We start from the raw sequence: 16,193 nt of genomic DNA on the forward strand, positions 1-16,193 counted from the left end.
TTATTTAGCAACCTTTTCCAGACGCTTCATAATAGAGAAGATAAACAGTGCCGACAGCAAACAGCATACGATCAATACGCTCCATACCATCCACAACTGCATTCCACCCCACAGATAACCGATGATAGCCACCAGATAGTTACCGATAGCAGTCGCTACGAACCATCCGCCCATCATCATACCTTTATATTTTGGAGGTGCCACTTTGGATACGAATGAAATACCCATCGGTGAAAGCAACAACTCTGCGAAAGTCAATACCAGATAAGTCGATATCAGCCAGTTCGGGGATACCAGTACATCTGGAGAAATACCATTCGCTTCTACTGCTGCCGGAGTAGGCAGTCCTAAAGAACCCAGTGCCATGATAAGGAAACCGCAGGCTGCGATCACCATACCGATACCGATCTTACGTGGTGCGGAAGGTTCTTTCTTTTTCTTAGCCAAATATCCGAATACCGCCAGCGATACCGGAGTCAATACGATTACGAAGAACGGGTTGAACTGCTGGAAGATCTGCGGAAGAATACTTACTGTAGAATCCATCGAGCTGTAGCTCCATCCCAGTAATCCGAGCATGATCAGCAATACGCCTGCCGAGATACCTTTCGCTTTGCCTGTTTTCGACTGGAACAAAGAGAAAGCCGCGTAAACAATAACCAGCAGGAAAGTCAGGTTTACAATATTGAATCCGAGACGATCCAGGCCTGTAACTGCCTGTGCTGTATAGTCGCGGGCAAAGAATGTCAGTGTCAAACCGTTCTGGTGGAATGCCATCCAGAAGAAGATAACTACGGCAAATACCAGCAACAAGGCCTGGATACGAGCTTTCGTCTGTTCCGGTGTCAATTCTTCTTCCTGTACGTTAGCCGGTTTAGCTTGTTTGGAATTATAATCGGCATGTTTGAATGTCGGACGGAATACCACATAAATCAACATGGATACAACCAGAGAAATACAAGCAATAGCAAATCCGTAGTTGTAAGCTTCCGATAGTTTGTCTATATAAGTTGTACAGAATGCGGCAGTATCTCCCACGAAGTTTTGGGCAGCCTGTAATCCGCTCAGCGTAGCGGCACCTTCTTCTGTGATAGTTCCGTTCAGGAATTGATGAGCTAGTGAAGGTATCTGTGGAACATATGTAAATCCGGCTTTACCCAGCATTTTGTTCGTGATGATCGTAGCAGCCGTCGGTGCATACATGGCACCGATGTTGATAGCCATATAGAAAATACTGAATGCCGTATCACGTTTGGCTTTATATTCAGGTGCATCATACAGGTTTCCAACCATTACCTGGAGGTTACCTTTGAACAGACCTGTACCACAGGCGATCAGGGCTAAGGCACCGAACATTAATATTTTTCCGGTAGAGGAAGGTGTGGGAATAGATAATAACACATATCCGATAAACATGACAACAATACCTGTAGTCACCATTTTACCGTAACCGAACTTATCGGCCAGGATACCACCAATAAGCGGCATGAAATAAACAGCAGCCAGAAACGATCCGAAGATAGTTGAAGTCTCGGCAGCTGTGAAACCAAACTTCGCTTGTAAGAATAAAGTAAAAATCGCGAGCATTGTGTAATACCCAAAACGCTCGCCTGTATTCGCTAAGGCTAACGCGTATAAACCTTTAGGTTGTCCTTCAAACATAGAATTTAAAATTAGATTATTATTGGATTATTTGTTTTATGGCGCCTGTTTCCGGGTAAAAATATACTTTTACCGGAGCTTTTTTATCTTCGAACATAACAGGTGCGAGACCTTCACGTGACCCAAACTGAGTGATCTGGGCTTCTCCTTTATATAGTGTTTTCTTGTTCATGCTGATCTCGATGCTGGCTTTTCCCGGTACGTTATAGATAATACCTTTCATGGATTTTTCTTTCTTCTCGGCTTCTTTGGGGTCTAAGATCGGAGCTCTATCGGTTGCTTTCAGGTTCATATAGACCGGAACTCCGCCTAAATCGTCGGCGTCGACAATACCCATCAGGTTAGAAAAACGGAATAAAACTTCTTTATCCAGATTATCGTAAGGCGTGATATTTACCTCGTAATGGGTGGTCTCTTTGGAAAGAATACCGGTGAACAGGTTGGTCAACGCTTTTTCCTGCTCTTCCAACTGTTGGATAACCAGCTTCATTGCTTCACCATCGGGAGGAAGATTATCTGCTTCTCCGGTCAGGATATTCAAGCGGCTTTCGCGTATACGGTAGATTTGTTTGGCGGCAACTTCTGCCTGTCTGGCAGTCGATCCGGCCATTAGTAATTCTTCAGAGAAAACGGATGCGTCGGTTACTTTTACCGGAGCCTGTCCGCTTTTCTTGATTGTTTCAAGTTCAGACTCTTCCGGAGTATATTCTGCATTGATGGAACATAGTAATCCGTCCTCTGTCAGATAAGCGTAAGGAGCGACTGTTCCACTCTTAAATTCAACGATATACGTATTGTCCGGATCGGGTATTCCTTTATTGACCAGGGACACTTTTCCTAGTTCATAATATACTTTATCTTCTGTGACAGCATCTTTAACTCCCAGATACTTTTCTGCATATTTGTAGTAAGGGCCGGCCTTGCAGGTAACCTTTGTAACTTCGGCGTCTACGATTAGTTGCGTTTTAGGTAATGAGTAGGTAATACCGAAGTTATTTGCTTTGACGGCATTTTTCTTTACCACTTTAGTTTGGGCCATTAGCGGTAAGCTAAACAAAATACATGCTATTGTGATCAGATTTTTCATATCCAAACAAATTATTTATCTCAATTATGATTGTACAAAACTAGGAAATATTTTGTTAGAAACCAACCGTAAAGCTTTCTTTTAGTCTTTTGTAATGCAGATGATATGTTTGATTTGTAATATCTGGATCAGTCAAGAAGGGGTTACAAAGCATAGTTAAAGTTTTGATTAAGAAGAATAACTCATGAAAGGAAAAGGAGATCGAGATATGAAGGTTGGTTAATTATCCTCACAAGTTATTCTAAAAACATAAATTTCAGTACGATGCAAAATTATTCAATAACAAATGAGCCCGTTAAGAATCCATAACTATGAATTAAGCTCAATGTATATTCACCACTCTGAACACTCAATGGTATTGTATAACTTTGCGGGGTCGATACAGATATATTTTCTTCATAGACTACCACGCCTGTATTGTCTGTTACTTTAACTGTTAGATTACTTAGTGGATGAACAAATTCGATTCTCAAATCACTTCCTTCAATAAATGCTACTGGTGGTGCAGGAATAATAGAACGAACGTCTTCTTGTCCCCATTTACCTTTTGAAGGAATTCGGTCAGCATATATTGACTGAACACAGAACATTCCACAAATCACTAAAAATAAAGCTGCGATTAACCGTTTCATAATCCTATTAATTTAATTGTCAGTTGATAAAATTGATAATGCTTCCGCAAAATTATAATTCGTATCTTAATACCCGCTATTTTTTTGTTGACAAAATGGTGACAATGTTTAAACTGTTATAAATCAGCAATAAAAGAATCGAATTTCTCTGCGTTTTCAGCTTCTTTGGTTAGTTTTTTGTATAATCTTCTGCGACATTGGGACACTCCGGAGCTGGTAATGTTCATAAGTATGGCTATTCTTTTTACAGGAATATCAATTTTGACAAGGTAACAAATGCGTAGCTCTTCGAGGGATATTCGTGAACAAAGTTCTAAGAGCCCTTTCTTGAAATTAGGATAGGTGGCATCTACTAATAGAAAAAGTTCAGACCATTCGCTGTCACTCATTTTTTCCTCAGTTTGGTGAAGCTTTGTGTATAAAGTCGATTTCCTAAGATCCTGTTCTACCAGATGCATCGTGTCATGCTTTAATGAAATTTGTCTGTTCTCCATTTCAAGCATCAATTTTTTGGTTTCAAACAGTTGTCTTTTTACATCACCGATTGTCTCCTGACCAGACGATAGTTCTTGTTCCAACAATGCTATTTTCTTTTTGTTCTCTTCAAGATATTCTAAGCTTTGTTTATATAGCTTTTCCTTCAAATCCAATAATCTTTTCTTTTTCTGTTGTTCTCTTTTGATAAAGAAGAAGGATATGATTGATAGAGCAGTAATAATGATTAGTATCTGATATATTATGATCATTCTTCGTGATGCTTCTTGTTCATATTTGTTCTTCTCTTCGGCTATGCGTTGATAATTAAACATGCTTTGTGCTATCCGAATGTTTTCAAAATGCGAATCGTGGTCAATAGAATCTCTTAGTTGTTCATATTTATCCCAGTACTTTAGATAGTTTTTAAAATCAAGTTTTTGTTTCTCTATTTGGGCAAGAAAATATAAACTTCCTGCTTGTGTGTATAATATAGGACTTTGCAAACTATAATTCAAATAATATTGTGCAGAGTCGTATTGTGCTGTCTTATAGTAGTACTCACCTAAATTGAGATAAAATGGGTATAATAATTTAGGGTTGTTACAAGAATGAATTGCTTTTTGGATACAATCATAAGCTTCACTGTATTTTCCTGTTTGAAGATATAAGCTGCCCAAGCCATTTTGGAGAGCAGATATGCTTTGGGAGGTTGCCATTTTTATTGCTTGCTGATAGTAATAAATAGCACTGTCTTGTTGTTGGGTTTCTGTAAATACACGTGCAATATTGCGTAGGACAAAAGACATATTTGTTGAATCATTTGTATTCTCAAAAAGAGGCAATGTCTTTTTGTAAAGAGGCAAAGCCATTTCATAAATGTCCTGATAACTATAAAGAGTTCCAAGGTTACTATTGATCTTTATCAGTAACTCCGGTAGATTCAGACTTTCTCCTAGAGCAAGAGCCTTTAAGTAATACTGTTGGGCTTGTAGAGCATCCTGCATATCAGAATATACACGTCCTGCATAGTAGTAGGATAAAGCCAAAGGTAATAAATCATTATGTTTTTCATAATAATTTGTAGCTATCATGATTAATGAATCCGAATCATGTATATAGTAATTCTTATCCAGTGCTTGAGTAAGCAGCAGGCAATAGGCAGCATATTCTTTTTCAGATAGTTTTTCGGGAGAGGTTATATTATCGAGTATGGCTAGTGAACTGTCGGAAGCTGTTTCCATTAACGATCTGGCCTTATCAAGCTCAGTTGAAACAGATGTTCTGTTTGAACATGAAACTAAGCATAATAAGCTGATTACAAATGATATTTGTAAAATAATATTTCCAGGTTTATTTCTCATCTCTCCTTCTCTAATAGATGTCGAATATACAGCTTTTTTTGAAAAAGAAGGTTAGTGGGATTTATTATAATTTGCTAAAAATGTGATGGGAGAAGCAAATGTGTTGATTTTTATAGTGGGTATGGTTTGTTCCATGAGATAAAATCACCTGCTTGTTTCTGTTCAATGGAAGCAAGCAGGTGACATAAATAATCTGATTATCTGTAGATTAATTTATTTTATCTGTTTGAATGCTTTTCCCAGCATATCTGTGATATCTCCGGCAATCATACTTTCTTCCGAGCGGTAGACTGCGGCCAGGTCTCCGGCTGTACCATGCAGGAATACACCGGCAACGGATGCTGTTTCGGGTTCGGCGCCCTGAGCCAGTAAACCGAGGATTATGCCGGTCAGCACATCACCGCTGCCGGCTGTTGCCATACCCGGGTTGCCGCAACTGTTGAAGTATACGTTTCCGGTAGCCGTACAGATAGCGGTATAAGTCCCTTTGAGGATAACACAAAGCTTGTGCTCAGTGGCAAATGCCTGCGTTTTCTTCAGACGTTCGTACATGGTGTTGCTTTCTCCGGCGATACGATCGAATTCTTTGGGATGCGGTGTCAGGATGCTTCTCGGCGGAATACGGTTCAACAGGTCTTTATTGGATGCAAGCAGGTTGAGAGCATCTGCATCGAGAACGACCGGTTTCTCGGTTGTTTGGAGCAAACGTTCCAGTGCCGCAGCCGATTCAAGGTGTTGTCCCAGGCCGGGGCCGATACCGACTGCTGAATAAGAGGCTATTTCCGGTACTGTCGTGAAGTAGTCGGGATGCGGGTCGAAGCTGATCATCGCTTCCGGGAAAGCAGCCTGCATAATCACTTCCCCCCGTTGCGGGATATGCACGGTCAGCAAGCCGGTTCCGCTTCGCAGGCAGGAACGGGCGGCGAGTAGGGCAGCACCCATTTTGCCTTTGCTTCCGGCAATCAGTAAAGCGTGGCCGTATGTCCCTTTATGAGAGAACTTTTCGCGGGGCTGAAGCACTTCGGCAATATCTTCTTCTTCCACCATCATATAAGGAGTAGATGTATTATCTACGATATCCGGATGGATGCCGATGTCGAGTACTTTCCATTCGCCGACATACTGTGCATTCTCCGGGAAGAAGAACGCCAGCTTCGGGAAACCGAACGTAAGCGTCAGGCTGGCCTTTATAATCGAGTCGGGATCATTCGTCTGGTTGTTTTCACCGAACAATCCGGAAGGAATGTCGATCGACACAACGGTAGCGTCCGATTGGTTGATGTATTTCACCATCGCTGCAAATCCCCCGGTGATCGGACGATTGAGGCCGGAACCGAACAAACCGTCTATCACGACGTCGCGATCCGTCAGTACCGGCGGAACGAAATCGGCTATCACTTCCGTGAATTCTACTTTTTCTAATCCGAGTATCCGTTGCTTGTTCATTTCGCAATCGAAAGAAAGATGCTCGGTCGGGTTGAACAGGTAAGTTTCTACTTTGTAGCACTCATCTTTCAGCAGGCGTGCGATGGCAAGTGCATCCGCCCCGTTGTTGCCTTGTCCGGCAAAGACGATGATACGCGTTTGCTTGGAGTAACGGCGGCAAAATTCATGTACAAATACGGTTGAGGCACGTTCAACGAGATCGATAGAACTGATCGGTTCGTTTTGAATGGTGTACTGATCGAGTTCCTTTACTTTGTCTGTTGGAAATATCTTTATCATAATTGTCGGATATCTAATATTTATTCTGCTTACAAATGTATAACAAACTTTGCTATGTTGTAGCTACTTATTCCAAAAAGGGCGGAAGGCTTTTGTTGCGGTCAGGGAAAAGTAAGTAAAAACCGGCTTCCCTGTCCGGCTTCGGAGATAACGGTCAGGCTGCCTTTGTGCATGTGCATGATCTGTCGGGAGATGCTGAGTCCGATACCGGAACCGGCCGGTTTGGTGGTGAAGAAGGGAATGAAGATACGCTCCTGCACATCCGCCGGAATGCCTGTCCCGTTGTCGCTGACCTGTATGTACGTCTTTCCTTCCGTATTGATTCCGGCCGACAGTTCTATCCTCGGTTCCCTGCAATCCTGGGTGGCATCGAGGGCATTCCGGATCAGGTTGATCAGTATTTGCTCGATCATCGCTTTGTCGGCAATGATCTGTAAATGGCTGGTTATCGGAAGGATATTTACTATATCCGATTGCTCCTTGAATAACATGCCGGCACTGTTCAGTAAACTGTTTACGGAGATAATTTCAACGGCAGGCGTAGGAATACCCGTCACTTTCCTGTAATTCTCCACGAAGCGAACCAACCCGCTGCTGCGCCGGAAGATCGTATCGACAGCTTGGTTTATCTCTTCCCGGTCTTCATCGTTGTTATCTCCGGAAGTCTGTTTACTCTTTAACAGTTCGGCCAGGGAGACGATGGGCGTCATTGAATTCATGATCTCGTGCGTAAGAACGCGGATTAGCTTCTGCCAGGCTTCCGTCTCCTTATTCTCCAATACCGAACGGATATTCTTTATGCTTACGACAGTCAACGTTTTGCCCAGTACGACAAACGACATGGCCGACAGGATCAATTGCGAATATTCCTCTTTCCGGCGCACTTGCAGGATGGAGAGTTCACCGGGATGCAGGATACGCAGGCGGGTAGGAAGTTCCGGATGATAGACAGCCAGGTCGTCTACCGTTTCGGCAAAGTTCAGCCCCGTTTGTATCTTGGCGGCCTGGTTCATCCATTCTATCCGGCCTGTTTCGGAGGAGTAGACCAATACCGAAAGGTCGATGTGGTTGGCCAACGCCTGGAAATATTGCAGTTGGCTTTCTTTCTGTTGAAGATCCTTTTTATAGTGTTGCAAGGCATCCGCCAGTGCATCCGTCAGTTCCTGCGGTAAGGCGTCCGGTGTATTGGAAGAAGTGATGCCGGAAGACAGGAAGTCGGAATAACGGATCGACCAGACGAACTGCCGGAACAGCCGTTCGCTCTTCCCCATCAGATGGAAAAGAGAATACGCTTCGATCAGTAAAACCACTCCGACAACCAGCGCGGATATATAAAACTTTCCGGCCACCAGAAAGGCGAACACCAGACAGGTGATCAGCAACAGAAGGATCAGGGCAGCCGCCTTTTTCGAGGATTGTCTCATAGTCCGTATTTCTCTAGTCGTCTATATAAAGATGTACGCGTGATACCTAATAAGTCGGCTGCCTGTGTCAGATTGCCCGAACAATGACGCAGTACTTCCTGTATCGTATTCTTTTCGAGTTCTTCGAGATTGAACTTCTCTTCTTTCTCGCGGGAGACAGAAGCCGGAATACGAAGCATGAAGTCGTCGTATTGCAACCGTTTCTGGTCGGACAATATGACAGCCCGTTCAATGACATGTTGCAGTTCGCGTACGTTGCCCGGCCAGTGATACTGTTTCAGCAGTTGGCGAGCTTCCCGCGAGAAACCCTCTATATCTTTTTTATATTTATGGCTGTAACGTTTCAGGAAATGATCGGCCAGTAGGGACACATCGTTTCCCCGGTCGCGTAACGGCGGGATGGCGATCTCGATCGTATTGATACGGTAAAGCAGGTCTTGCCGGAAACTACCGTCTTCTACGGCGGCGTGCAGATCGGTGTTCGTCGCACAAATCAGCCGGACATCTATCGGAGTTTCCCGGGTGGAGCCGAGGCGGTTTATCTTCTGTTGCTCGATTACGGTGAGCAGCTTCGATTGAAGCATCAGCGGCAGGTTACCGATCTCGTTGAGGAAAAGCGTGCCACCGGAAGCAATTTCAAAACGTCCGGACTTGCTTTTTCCCGCGTCGGTAAAGGCCCCTTTCTCGTAACCGAACAGTTCGCTTTCAAAGAGGTTGTGCGGGATGCTTCCCAGGTCGATCGGGACGAAAGGCTCCTGGTTACGCGGCGATTGCTTATGAAGCGTATAGGCAATCAGGTCTTTCCCCGTTCCGTTCTCACCCTGCAAGAGGATGTTGGCATCCGCATTCTTTAGCTTCTCCAGTGTTTTGAATACCGTTTGCATGGCAGGTGAGTCGCCGATCACCTCTATTTCCGGTTCCGTGGTGGTGAGCACCGACTTTTGTTCTTTCAGGGTCTGCACTTCCGTCCGCCGCCGGCTGAGTTCGAGCGCCGACGAGATAGTTGCCAGCATCTTCTCATTCTGCCAGGGTTTGGGAATAAAGTCGGTCGCCCCCGCTTTGATAGCCCTGACTGCCTTTTCCGTATCCGAGTAAGCCGTGATCAGTATGACGACCGTTTCGGGCGATATCTCCCGGATGCGTTCGAGCCAGTAGAAACCTTCTTTCCCGCTGACGGCATCTGCCGTGAAATTCATATCGAGCAGGATCACGTCATATTTCGTTCGCGACACCAGGCGGTTGATCTCTTTCGGGTCGGCACAGGTCGTAATGCTTTCCACCTGCGGGCGGAGCAACATCTTCAATGTGAAGAGAATATCTTCGTTATCGTCTATTACCAGTATTTTTCCTTGTCGTACAGCCATGCGTTATCGTTTATATCATTTTTTTGAGCTCTTCCATATCGGGCAAAGCCTTCCTCAACTTCTCAGGCATATCATTTAATGTTCTATAAGTTGCCACTCCCATAGGCTTCTCATAATCTTGAATGACATATTCTACATATTCTTTGTTTGCACTTTTGCAAAGAATAATACCAATAGAGGGGTTCTCATGCGGTTTTCGTACCTGGTCGTCAAGTAAGCGTAGATAAGTGGTCAGTTGTCCTAAATAAGAGGGCTTGAACTCACCCCGTTTCAATTCCACACAGACGAGAGCATTCAATTCTCTATTGAAAAACAATAAATCGGAGAAATGGTCTATACCGAAGGCTTCGAGGTGATATTGATTACCCACAAAGGTGAAATCACGCCCAAAAGTCATGATGAACTTCTTGATATTATGGATGATGGCTTGTTCAATAACCCGCTCATCAATATCTTCTTTATCTCGTTCCCCTAATTCTTCCACATTGATATAGTCTAACAGATATTCATCTTTGAACATATCTATAGCTTTTAAGGCGGAACGGGCATCGCTTATTGTTTTCGTGAAATTATTGGGCAACGTGCCTTGGCGGTGATACACGTCCGCTTCTAACTGAGTTCTTAGTGTATATTTACTCCAACTATTCTGAACCGCTTGATGTATGTAGTAAATTCGTTCCGCAGGACTTGTAGTTTTATTGATAATCTCAATATGATGGGAAAATCCAAGCGACAGGAAATCGTTCAGATTAAAATTGACCGCCGTGGCGGTCGGATTGTCTACGAACAAGGCTTTTGTGTCTATTTCGCTATCTACTGTTGGTGATTTGTTTGTTGTTTCCAAATTGACCGCCGCGGCGGTCGATTTACTAAGCACATCATGCCATTCTTCGTAAAAGTTTCGCATTTTCTTTATGCTTGTTGCTGAAAAACCACGAAGTCCCGGCAATTCTTTTTGTAGTTGTTCGCTGATAGTTTCTATTGCTCCGGTTCCCCAAAATCCCTTGCGAGAATTAGCCGATACATATTGACCTATACCATAGTAAAGTGATAACTGTTCTGCATTAACAGCTTTGACAGCCCGCAACTGGCTTTGAAGAATAGCGTTTTTAATGGTGCAGACTACATTATGAAGATTTTCCGATAACATCTCTTTGGGATTCATACGTAAAATTATGCATTAAACTACAACACAAACTTAGCTAAAATTTCCGTATTGCCGACAGACTATCCCGTAACAAGTGAACTTTTAATCTTTTTCTGCTTACCTATTAGTTCACGGATGCCTTATTTTTTTGCTTTTGCCCATGCTAAAAATCAATTTTGAGCTAGCTCAAAATTAAATTCATGCATGCTCAAAATTAATTTCGGGCTTGCTCAAAAGCAAAAAAATAAGGCATCCGGACATTAGTATATAAGCAGAAAAAGATTAGTTTCTCCTTTGCTGGGAGTTAGTTAGTAGGCGGAAGCGTGCGGCTAGACTGGCAAACTGTACGAAATCGTACACTTGGTTATGACGGTGATCTGCTTATGTGGTTGATTTTTATCTGGTTATGAAAATGGCATAGATATTGAATGCTTATCCGTATCAGTAGGATATATTCATGCTAACGATAAAATAAGAATATTATGTTGAAACACTATGTGAAAGTAGCCCTTCGGCTGATCAAAAGGAGCTTTCTGTTCTCTTCGATCAATATGCTGGGGTTTGTGCTGGGCATGACGGCCGCTTTTCTGATCTATCTCTGGATCGTAGACGAGCTGACGTTTGAAGATTTTAATAAGAACGGGGATTCTATTTACCGGGTGATACGGGAAGATGCGACTGTCGGGGGGCAGGTTCCTTCAACGGTAGTCGCCCTTAGTGAAACGTTCCGTAAGGAATATCCCAAGGTGGAGAATGCGACTTTTATAAAGTATGGTGGTAAATACGATATTTATGCCGGGAATGTAGGCTTTGAGGTTAACTATGGATATGTCGATACGACTTTCTTCGATGTATTCAGCTTTCCGGTTGTGGCGGGTGATCCGTCCCTGATAAAGAAAGATCCGCAGATGATCGTGTTATCGGAAGCACTTGCGGAGAAGTTGTTCGGTAAGACTTCGGCCATAGGAAAAGAAGTTGCCTGTAGATTTTTTAAGAAGTATTATAAGGTGGCGGCGGTGTTGAAAGTGCCGCGCAAGAGCCATATACAGTTTGATGTACTGGCTGGTTGGGATGCTTATAAATGGGATGGATTAGATAGTGAAGCCTGGACTTTCTCGGAGCGTATGCACGTCTTTATCCAACTGCAGAAAGGAACGACTTTGACGGATGCCGATCGGCTGGCCATGCGTGACCTTTGGATGAAACATTCTCAACGGGGTAAGCCTTTGGCGTTTCAGCCTTTGAAAGATATCCATCTGCGTACGAACTTCAAAGAACTGGGCGATGTGAATAATCACGGCAGTATGCAACAGATCTATCTGTTTACGATACTGGCTGCTTTGATCATCTTCATGGGAGCGTTTAACTTTATGACGTTGTCGACGGCCCGTGCTTCCCAGCGCTTTAAGGAGGTAGGTGTCAGGAAGGTGACCGGAGCGAAGCGGAAAACACTGATCGTGCAGTTTCTGGCGGAGAGTCTGGTGCAGGCCTTTATCTCGTTGCTGCTGGCATTGGCGCTGACGGAATTATTACTACCGTTGTTCAACCTGTTTGTCGGGAAAGATATTGCCCTTCAGTTTAACTGGCAGACCTTGTTGTTTATCCTGTTCGGTATTGTGGGAGTAGGTTGTCTGGCCGGGAGCTTTCCGGCATTCTATATGTCGTCGTTCAATCCGCTGCTGGCCTTCAAAGGCGGGAGGGCGACAGGAAAGAAAGGAACTTTTATTAAAGCCTTGGTTTGTGTTCAGTTCGTGATCGCGATAACCATGATTATTAGTACGACAGTGATATTCAAACAACTCCGTTACCTGCAAAATGCGGATCTGGGACTGAATAAGGAGAACTTGATCGAAGTGGATGTGCAGGACTGGCGGCGTGAGTCGGAAGGGTTTCAGCAGGAAGTGCTGAAGAATCCGCATGTAAAGAGTCTGACATTAGGGGTGGAGATTACGGATTATATGAAGGGGTCTCGCTGGGAAGAGTGCCTTTTCAGTTGGGAAGACGAGACGGGAAAGACCGACTCGCTGAAGATGGTCGGGATGGTTGGCGACGGTAATTTTATCAATGCCTTGGGGCTGACGTTGTTGAAGGGAGAGATGTTTGGTACGAATCCCGATCATTACTGGGATGGTTCCTATTCGAAAGAGTCGCCGATCGTTATCAATGAGACTGCCTGGAAGATGCTGAAAGTGGAAAATCCAATCGGCATGTTGCTGAGGGGCGGTACTTTCGGTATCAGGAATTCACGGGTGGTAGGAGTCGTGAAAGACTTTAACTTCCAACCGATGCGCGAGAAGATAAAACCGGCTTATCTGTATTATACCGTTCAAATGTTCAGTCACCTGTATGTCCGTATCTCACCGGAAGACCAGGCGGCGACCCTGAAGTTCCTGAAAGAGAAATATGAGGAAGCTCGCCCGAATATGCTGTTCAACTACCGTTTCCTGACCGATGTGCTGAACCAAAATTATGCCCGTGAGCATCAGCAGAGCCAGATGTTTCTGATCTTTACGGTGTTGGCAGTTATTGTTGCTATGATGGGGGTATTTGGTCTGGTGGCGCTTTCGACGGTGCAACGGACGAAGGAAATAGGTGTCCGCAAGGTGAACGGTGCACATTCCGACCGGATCGTCAGGATGTTTTGCCGGGAATATATGAGTTGGGTAGGGTTGGCTTTCCTGATAGCCTGTCCGCTCGGTTACCTGTTTATGTTGAACTGGTTAAGCAATTTTGCCTACCAGACAACGATCAGCTGGTGGCTGTTTCCGCTGGCCGGTGGTATTATCCTGCTGATAACGATGCTGACCGTTATAGCACAAACCTGGCGGGCTGCTTCGCGCAATCCGGTGGAATCATTAAGGTATGAATAAAACATTATAAGAATAAAGATATGTTGAAACACTATTTTAAAGTAGCGATCCGGTTGATCAAACGGAGCTTCCTGTTTTCCTCTATTAATATGTTGGGGTTTGTGCTGGGAATGACAGCCGCTTTCCTTATCTATCTCTGGGTGGTAGACGAACTGACCTTCGAGGATTTCCATAAGAACCGTCACTCCATTTACCGCGTAACCGCTGTCGAACGGGAACCGGGAGGAGAGATAAAAGAGTCGGCTTATACGGTAGCCCCGCTGAGTAAAACGCTCAGGGAGGAGTTTCCGCAGGTGGAGGATGCAACCTTTTTACTAAACTTCGGTACGCTGAATCTTCATTCGGGGGAGAACCTGATTGAAGCGAAATATACGTATGTCGATACGACTTTCTTCGATGTGTTCAGCTTTCCGGTAGTTTCCGGCGATCCGTCCCTGCTGAAGAAAGACCCGCAACAGATCGTGCTGGCCGAGTCTGCGGCACGGAAATTGTTCGGGGGAGCTTCTGCTGTCGGCAAGGAAGTGACTTGCCAGTTCCTCGGACAGACGTTTCGTTATAAGGTGGCGGCAGTCCTGAAGGTACCGCGTAAGAGTCATATTAAGTTTGAAGTCCTGCTGAGCGAGCAAGCTTATTTCGAGCCGGCAAGCTGGGACTATGTGGAAGGAACAAATGTATATATCCGGTTGAGAAAGGGAGCGGACTTATCGGCTACCGACCGGCAGGCCATGAGCCGTGCCTGGACAAACCATCGGGAAGACGGAATGGCTTTAGAGTTCCAACCGTTGGAGGATATTCATCTGCATACAGGCTTTAAAGACCCGTCGGTCGAAAACTACGGGAATATGTCGCAAATCCGTTTGTTTATGGCCTTAGCCCTGCTGATTATCTTTATGGGAGCTTTCAACTTTACGACCTTGTCGACTGCCCGCGCTTCCCTGCGGTATAAAGAGATCGGTGTCCGGAAGGTGACGGGGGCGAAACGTAAAATGCTGGTCGCACAGTTCCTGTCGGAGAGTCTGGTGCAGGCTTTCCTTTCGCTGGTATTGGCTTTGGCGCTGACGGAGTTGTTGTTGCCGGCCTTCAATCAGTTTGTAGAAAAAGATATAGCCTTGCAGTTTAACTGGCAGACCTTGTTGTTTATCCTGTTCGGTATTATAGGGGTCGGCAGCCTGGCCGGGGCGTTCCCTGCTTTTTATATGTCGTCGTTCAATCCGTTGCTGGCTTTCAAAGGCGGAAAGGCTACGGGTAAGAAAGGGACGCTGCTTAAAGGCCTTGTCTGCGTGCAGTTTGTCATTGCCATAACGATGCTTTTCTGTACTTCGGTGGTGTTCCGTCAACTTCATTACTTGCAACAGGCAGATCTGGGACTGGACAAAGAAGATATGGTGGTTGTCGATTGCGGGGAGTTCGAACTGATGGCTTATTTCGGTAACCAGGGAATAGACGATTACCGACGCGAAGTGATGAAGAATCCGCATGTGAAAAGCGTGGCCGGAGGAGTGGAAATAGCCAATTATCTTCAGGGACGCAAGACGGAGGAAAGTGTTTTTAGCTGGATGAATGAAAAGGGACAAGTCGACTCCCTGACCGTAGTCGGTGTGGTAGGCGACGGAAGTTTCATGAATACATTAGGGCTGACACTGCTGAAAGGGGAATCGTTCGGAGCGGATAAGGATGCGTATATGGATGGGACTTATAAGAAAGAACTACCTGTCGTCATCAATGAAACCGCCTGGAAGATGATGCAGGTGAAAGATCCGGTAGGCATGGTTGTCCAAAACAAAGGCTGGTTCGGTGAGACGTCGAAGATCGTCGGCGTAGTAAAAGATTTCCATTTCCAGCCGTTGCGCGAGGAGGTGAAGCCGGCTTATCTGTATTATTCCCGTCAGTTGCTGAACACGATGTATATAAAGATATCCCCGGAGAATAAGGCGGAGACGCTGAAATTCCTGAAAGATAAATATGAAGAGATGCGCCCGGACAATGTGTTCTCTTACCGCTTCTTCTCCGATACCCTGAACGGGAACTATGCCCGTGAGCAACAGCTCAGCCGGATGTTCCTGATCTTTACGGTGCTGGCTATTCTTGTGGCGATGATGGGCGTGTTCGGCCTGGTTGCCCTTTCGACGGCACAACGTACGAAGGAAATAGGGATCAGGAAGGTGAACGGTGCCCATTCGGATCGGATCGTGCGGATGTTCTGCCGTGAATATATGGTTTGGGTAGGGATCGCATTTGTGGTGGCTTGTCCGGTGGGTTACCTTTTCATGGCTCGCTGGTTGAGTAACTTCGCTTACCAGACCACGATCGGTTGGTGGCTGTTCCCGCTCTCGGGCCTGGTCATTCTGCTGATCACCTTCCTGACGGTGGCGGCACAGACCTGGCGGGCTGCATCGCGTAACCCCGTGAAATCATTACGGTATGAATAAAGTAACAAGCATAAA

General features: G+C 45.0%; 10 protein-coding genes. 2 read left to right on the forward strand and 8 right to left on the reverse strand.

The window, feature by feature from the left end:
* From HMPREF1212_RS04290 to HMPREF1212_RS04325, 8 genes are all read right to left on the reverse strand, one after another.
* On the reverse strand, positions 1-1,662 hold the full coding sequence (locus tag HMPREF1212_RS04290; RefSeq protein WP_028726257.1) for a peptide MFS transporter: 1,662 nt from the start codon (positions 1,660-1,662) through the stop codon (positions 1-3).
* Between the two features lie 19 nt (positions 1,663-1,681).
* Positions 1,682-2,749 carry a DUF4831 family protein gene (locus HMPREF1212_RS04295; RefSeq protein WP_028726258.1) on the reverse strand — a complete coding sequence of 356 codons (1,068 nt, stop codon included), beginning with the start codon at positions 2,747-2,749 and terminating at the stop codon, positions 1,682-1,684.
* 272 nt (positions 2,750-3,021) lie between these two features.
* Positions 3,022-3,381 carry a DUF3244 domain-containing protein gene (locus HMPREF1212_RS04300; protein WP_046148550.1) on the reverse strand — a complete coding sequence of 120 codons (360 nt, stop codon included), beginning with the start codon at positions 3,379-3,381 and terminating at the stop codon, positions 3,022-3,024.
* Positions 3,382-3,497: 116 nt separating this feature from the next.
* Positions 3,498-5,219 (reverse strand): tetratricopeptide repeat protein, encoded by a 1,722-nt coding sequence (locus HMPREF1212_RS04305; RefSeq protein WP_046148551.1) that lies wholly within the window; start codon positions 5,217-5,219, stop codon positions 3,498-3,500.
* 213 nt (positions 5,220-5,432) lie between these two features.
* Complete coding sequence (locus HMPREF1212_RS04310; protein WP_046148552.1) at positions 5,433-6,944, reverse strand: bifunctional ADP-dependent NAD(P)H-hydrate dehydratase/NAD(P)H-hydrate epimerase; 1,512 nt, start codon at positions 6,942-6,944, stop codon at positions 5,433-5,435.
* Between the two features lie 101 nt (positions 6,945-7,045).
* Positions 7,046-8,368 (reverse strand): sensor histidine kinase, encoded by a 1,323-nt coding sequence (locus HMPREF1212_RS04315; protein ID WP_046148553.1) that lies wholly within the window; start codon positions 8,366-8,368, stop codon positions 7,046-7,048.
* Positions 8,365-9,732, reverse strand: a complete 1,368-nt coding sequence (locus HMPREF1212_RS04320) for a sigma-54-dependent transcriptional regulator (protein WP_046148554.1) — start codon at positions 9,730-9,732, stop codon at positions 8,365-8,367. Before HMPREF1212_RS04320 ends, HMPREF1212_RS04315 begins: the two co-directional genes overlap by 4 nt.
* Before the next feature lie 10 nt (positions 9,733-9,742).
* The gene (locus HMPREF1212_RS04325) at positions 9,743-10,897 is read right to left on the reverse strand and encodes a PDDEXK nuclease domain-containing protein (protein WP_046148555.1); all 1,155 of its coding nucleotides are present in this window, start codon (positions 10,895-10,897) and stop codon (positions 9,743-9,745) included.
* A 464-nt stretch (positions 10,898-11,361) separates the two neighbouring features.
* Here HMPREF1212_RS04325 and HMPREF1212_RS04330 point away from each other — a divergent pair, with 464 nt between their 5' ends.
* Together HMPREF1212_RS04330 and HMPREF1212_RS04335 are read left to right on the forward strand one after the other, a co-directional pair.
* A complete protein-coding gene (locus HMPREF1212_RS04330; RefSeq protein WP_046148556.1) occupies positions 11,362-13,749 on the forward strand; it encodes an FtsX-like permease family protein in 2,388 nt (795 codons plus the stop codon).
* Between the two features lie 20 nt (positions 13,750-13,769).
* The gene (locus HMPREF1212_RS04335) at positions 13,770-16,178 is read left to right on the forward strand and encodes an ABC transporter permease (protein WP_046148557.1); all 2,409 of its coding nucleotides are present in this window, start codon (positions 13,770-13,772) and stop codon (positions 16,176-16,178) included.
* Positions 16,179-16,193 lie beyond the last annotated feature (15 nt).

This window comes from Parabacteroides sp. HGS0025, assembly GCF_000969845.1.
Lineage (GTDB): Bacteria > Bacteroidota > Bacteroidia > Bacteroidales > Tannerellaceae > Parabacteroides > Parabacteroides gordonii.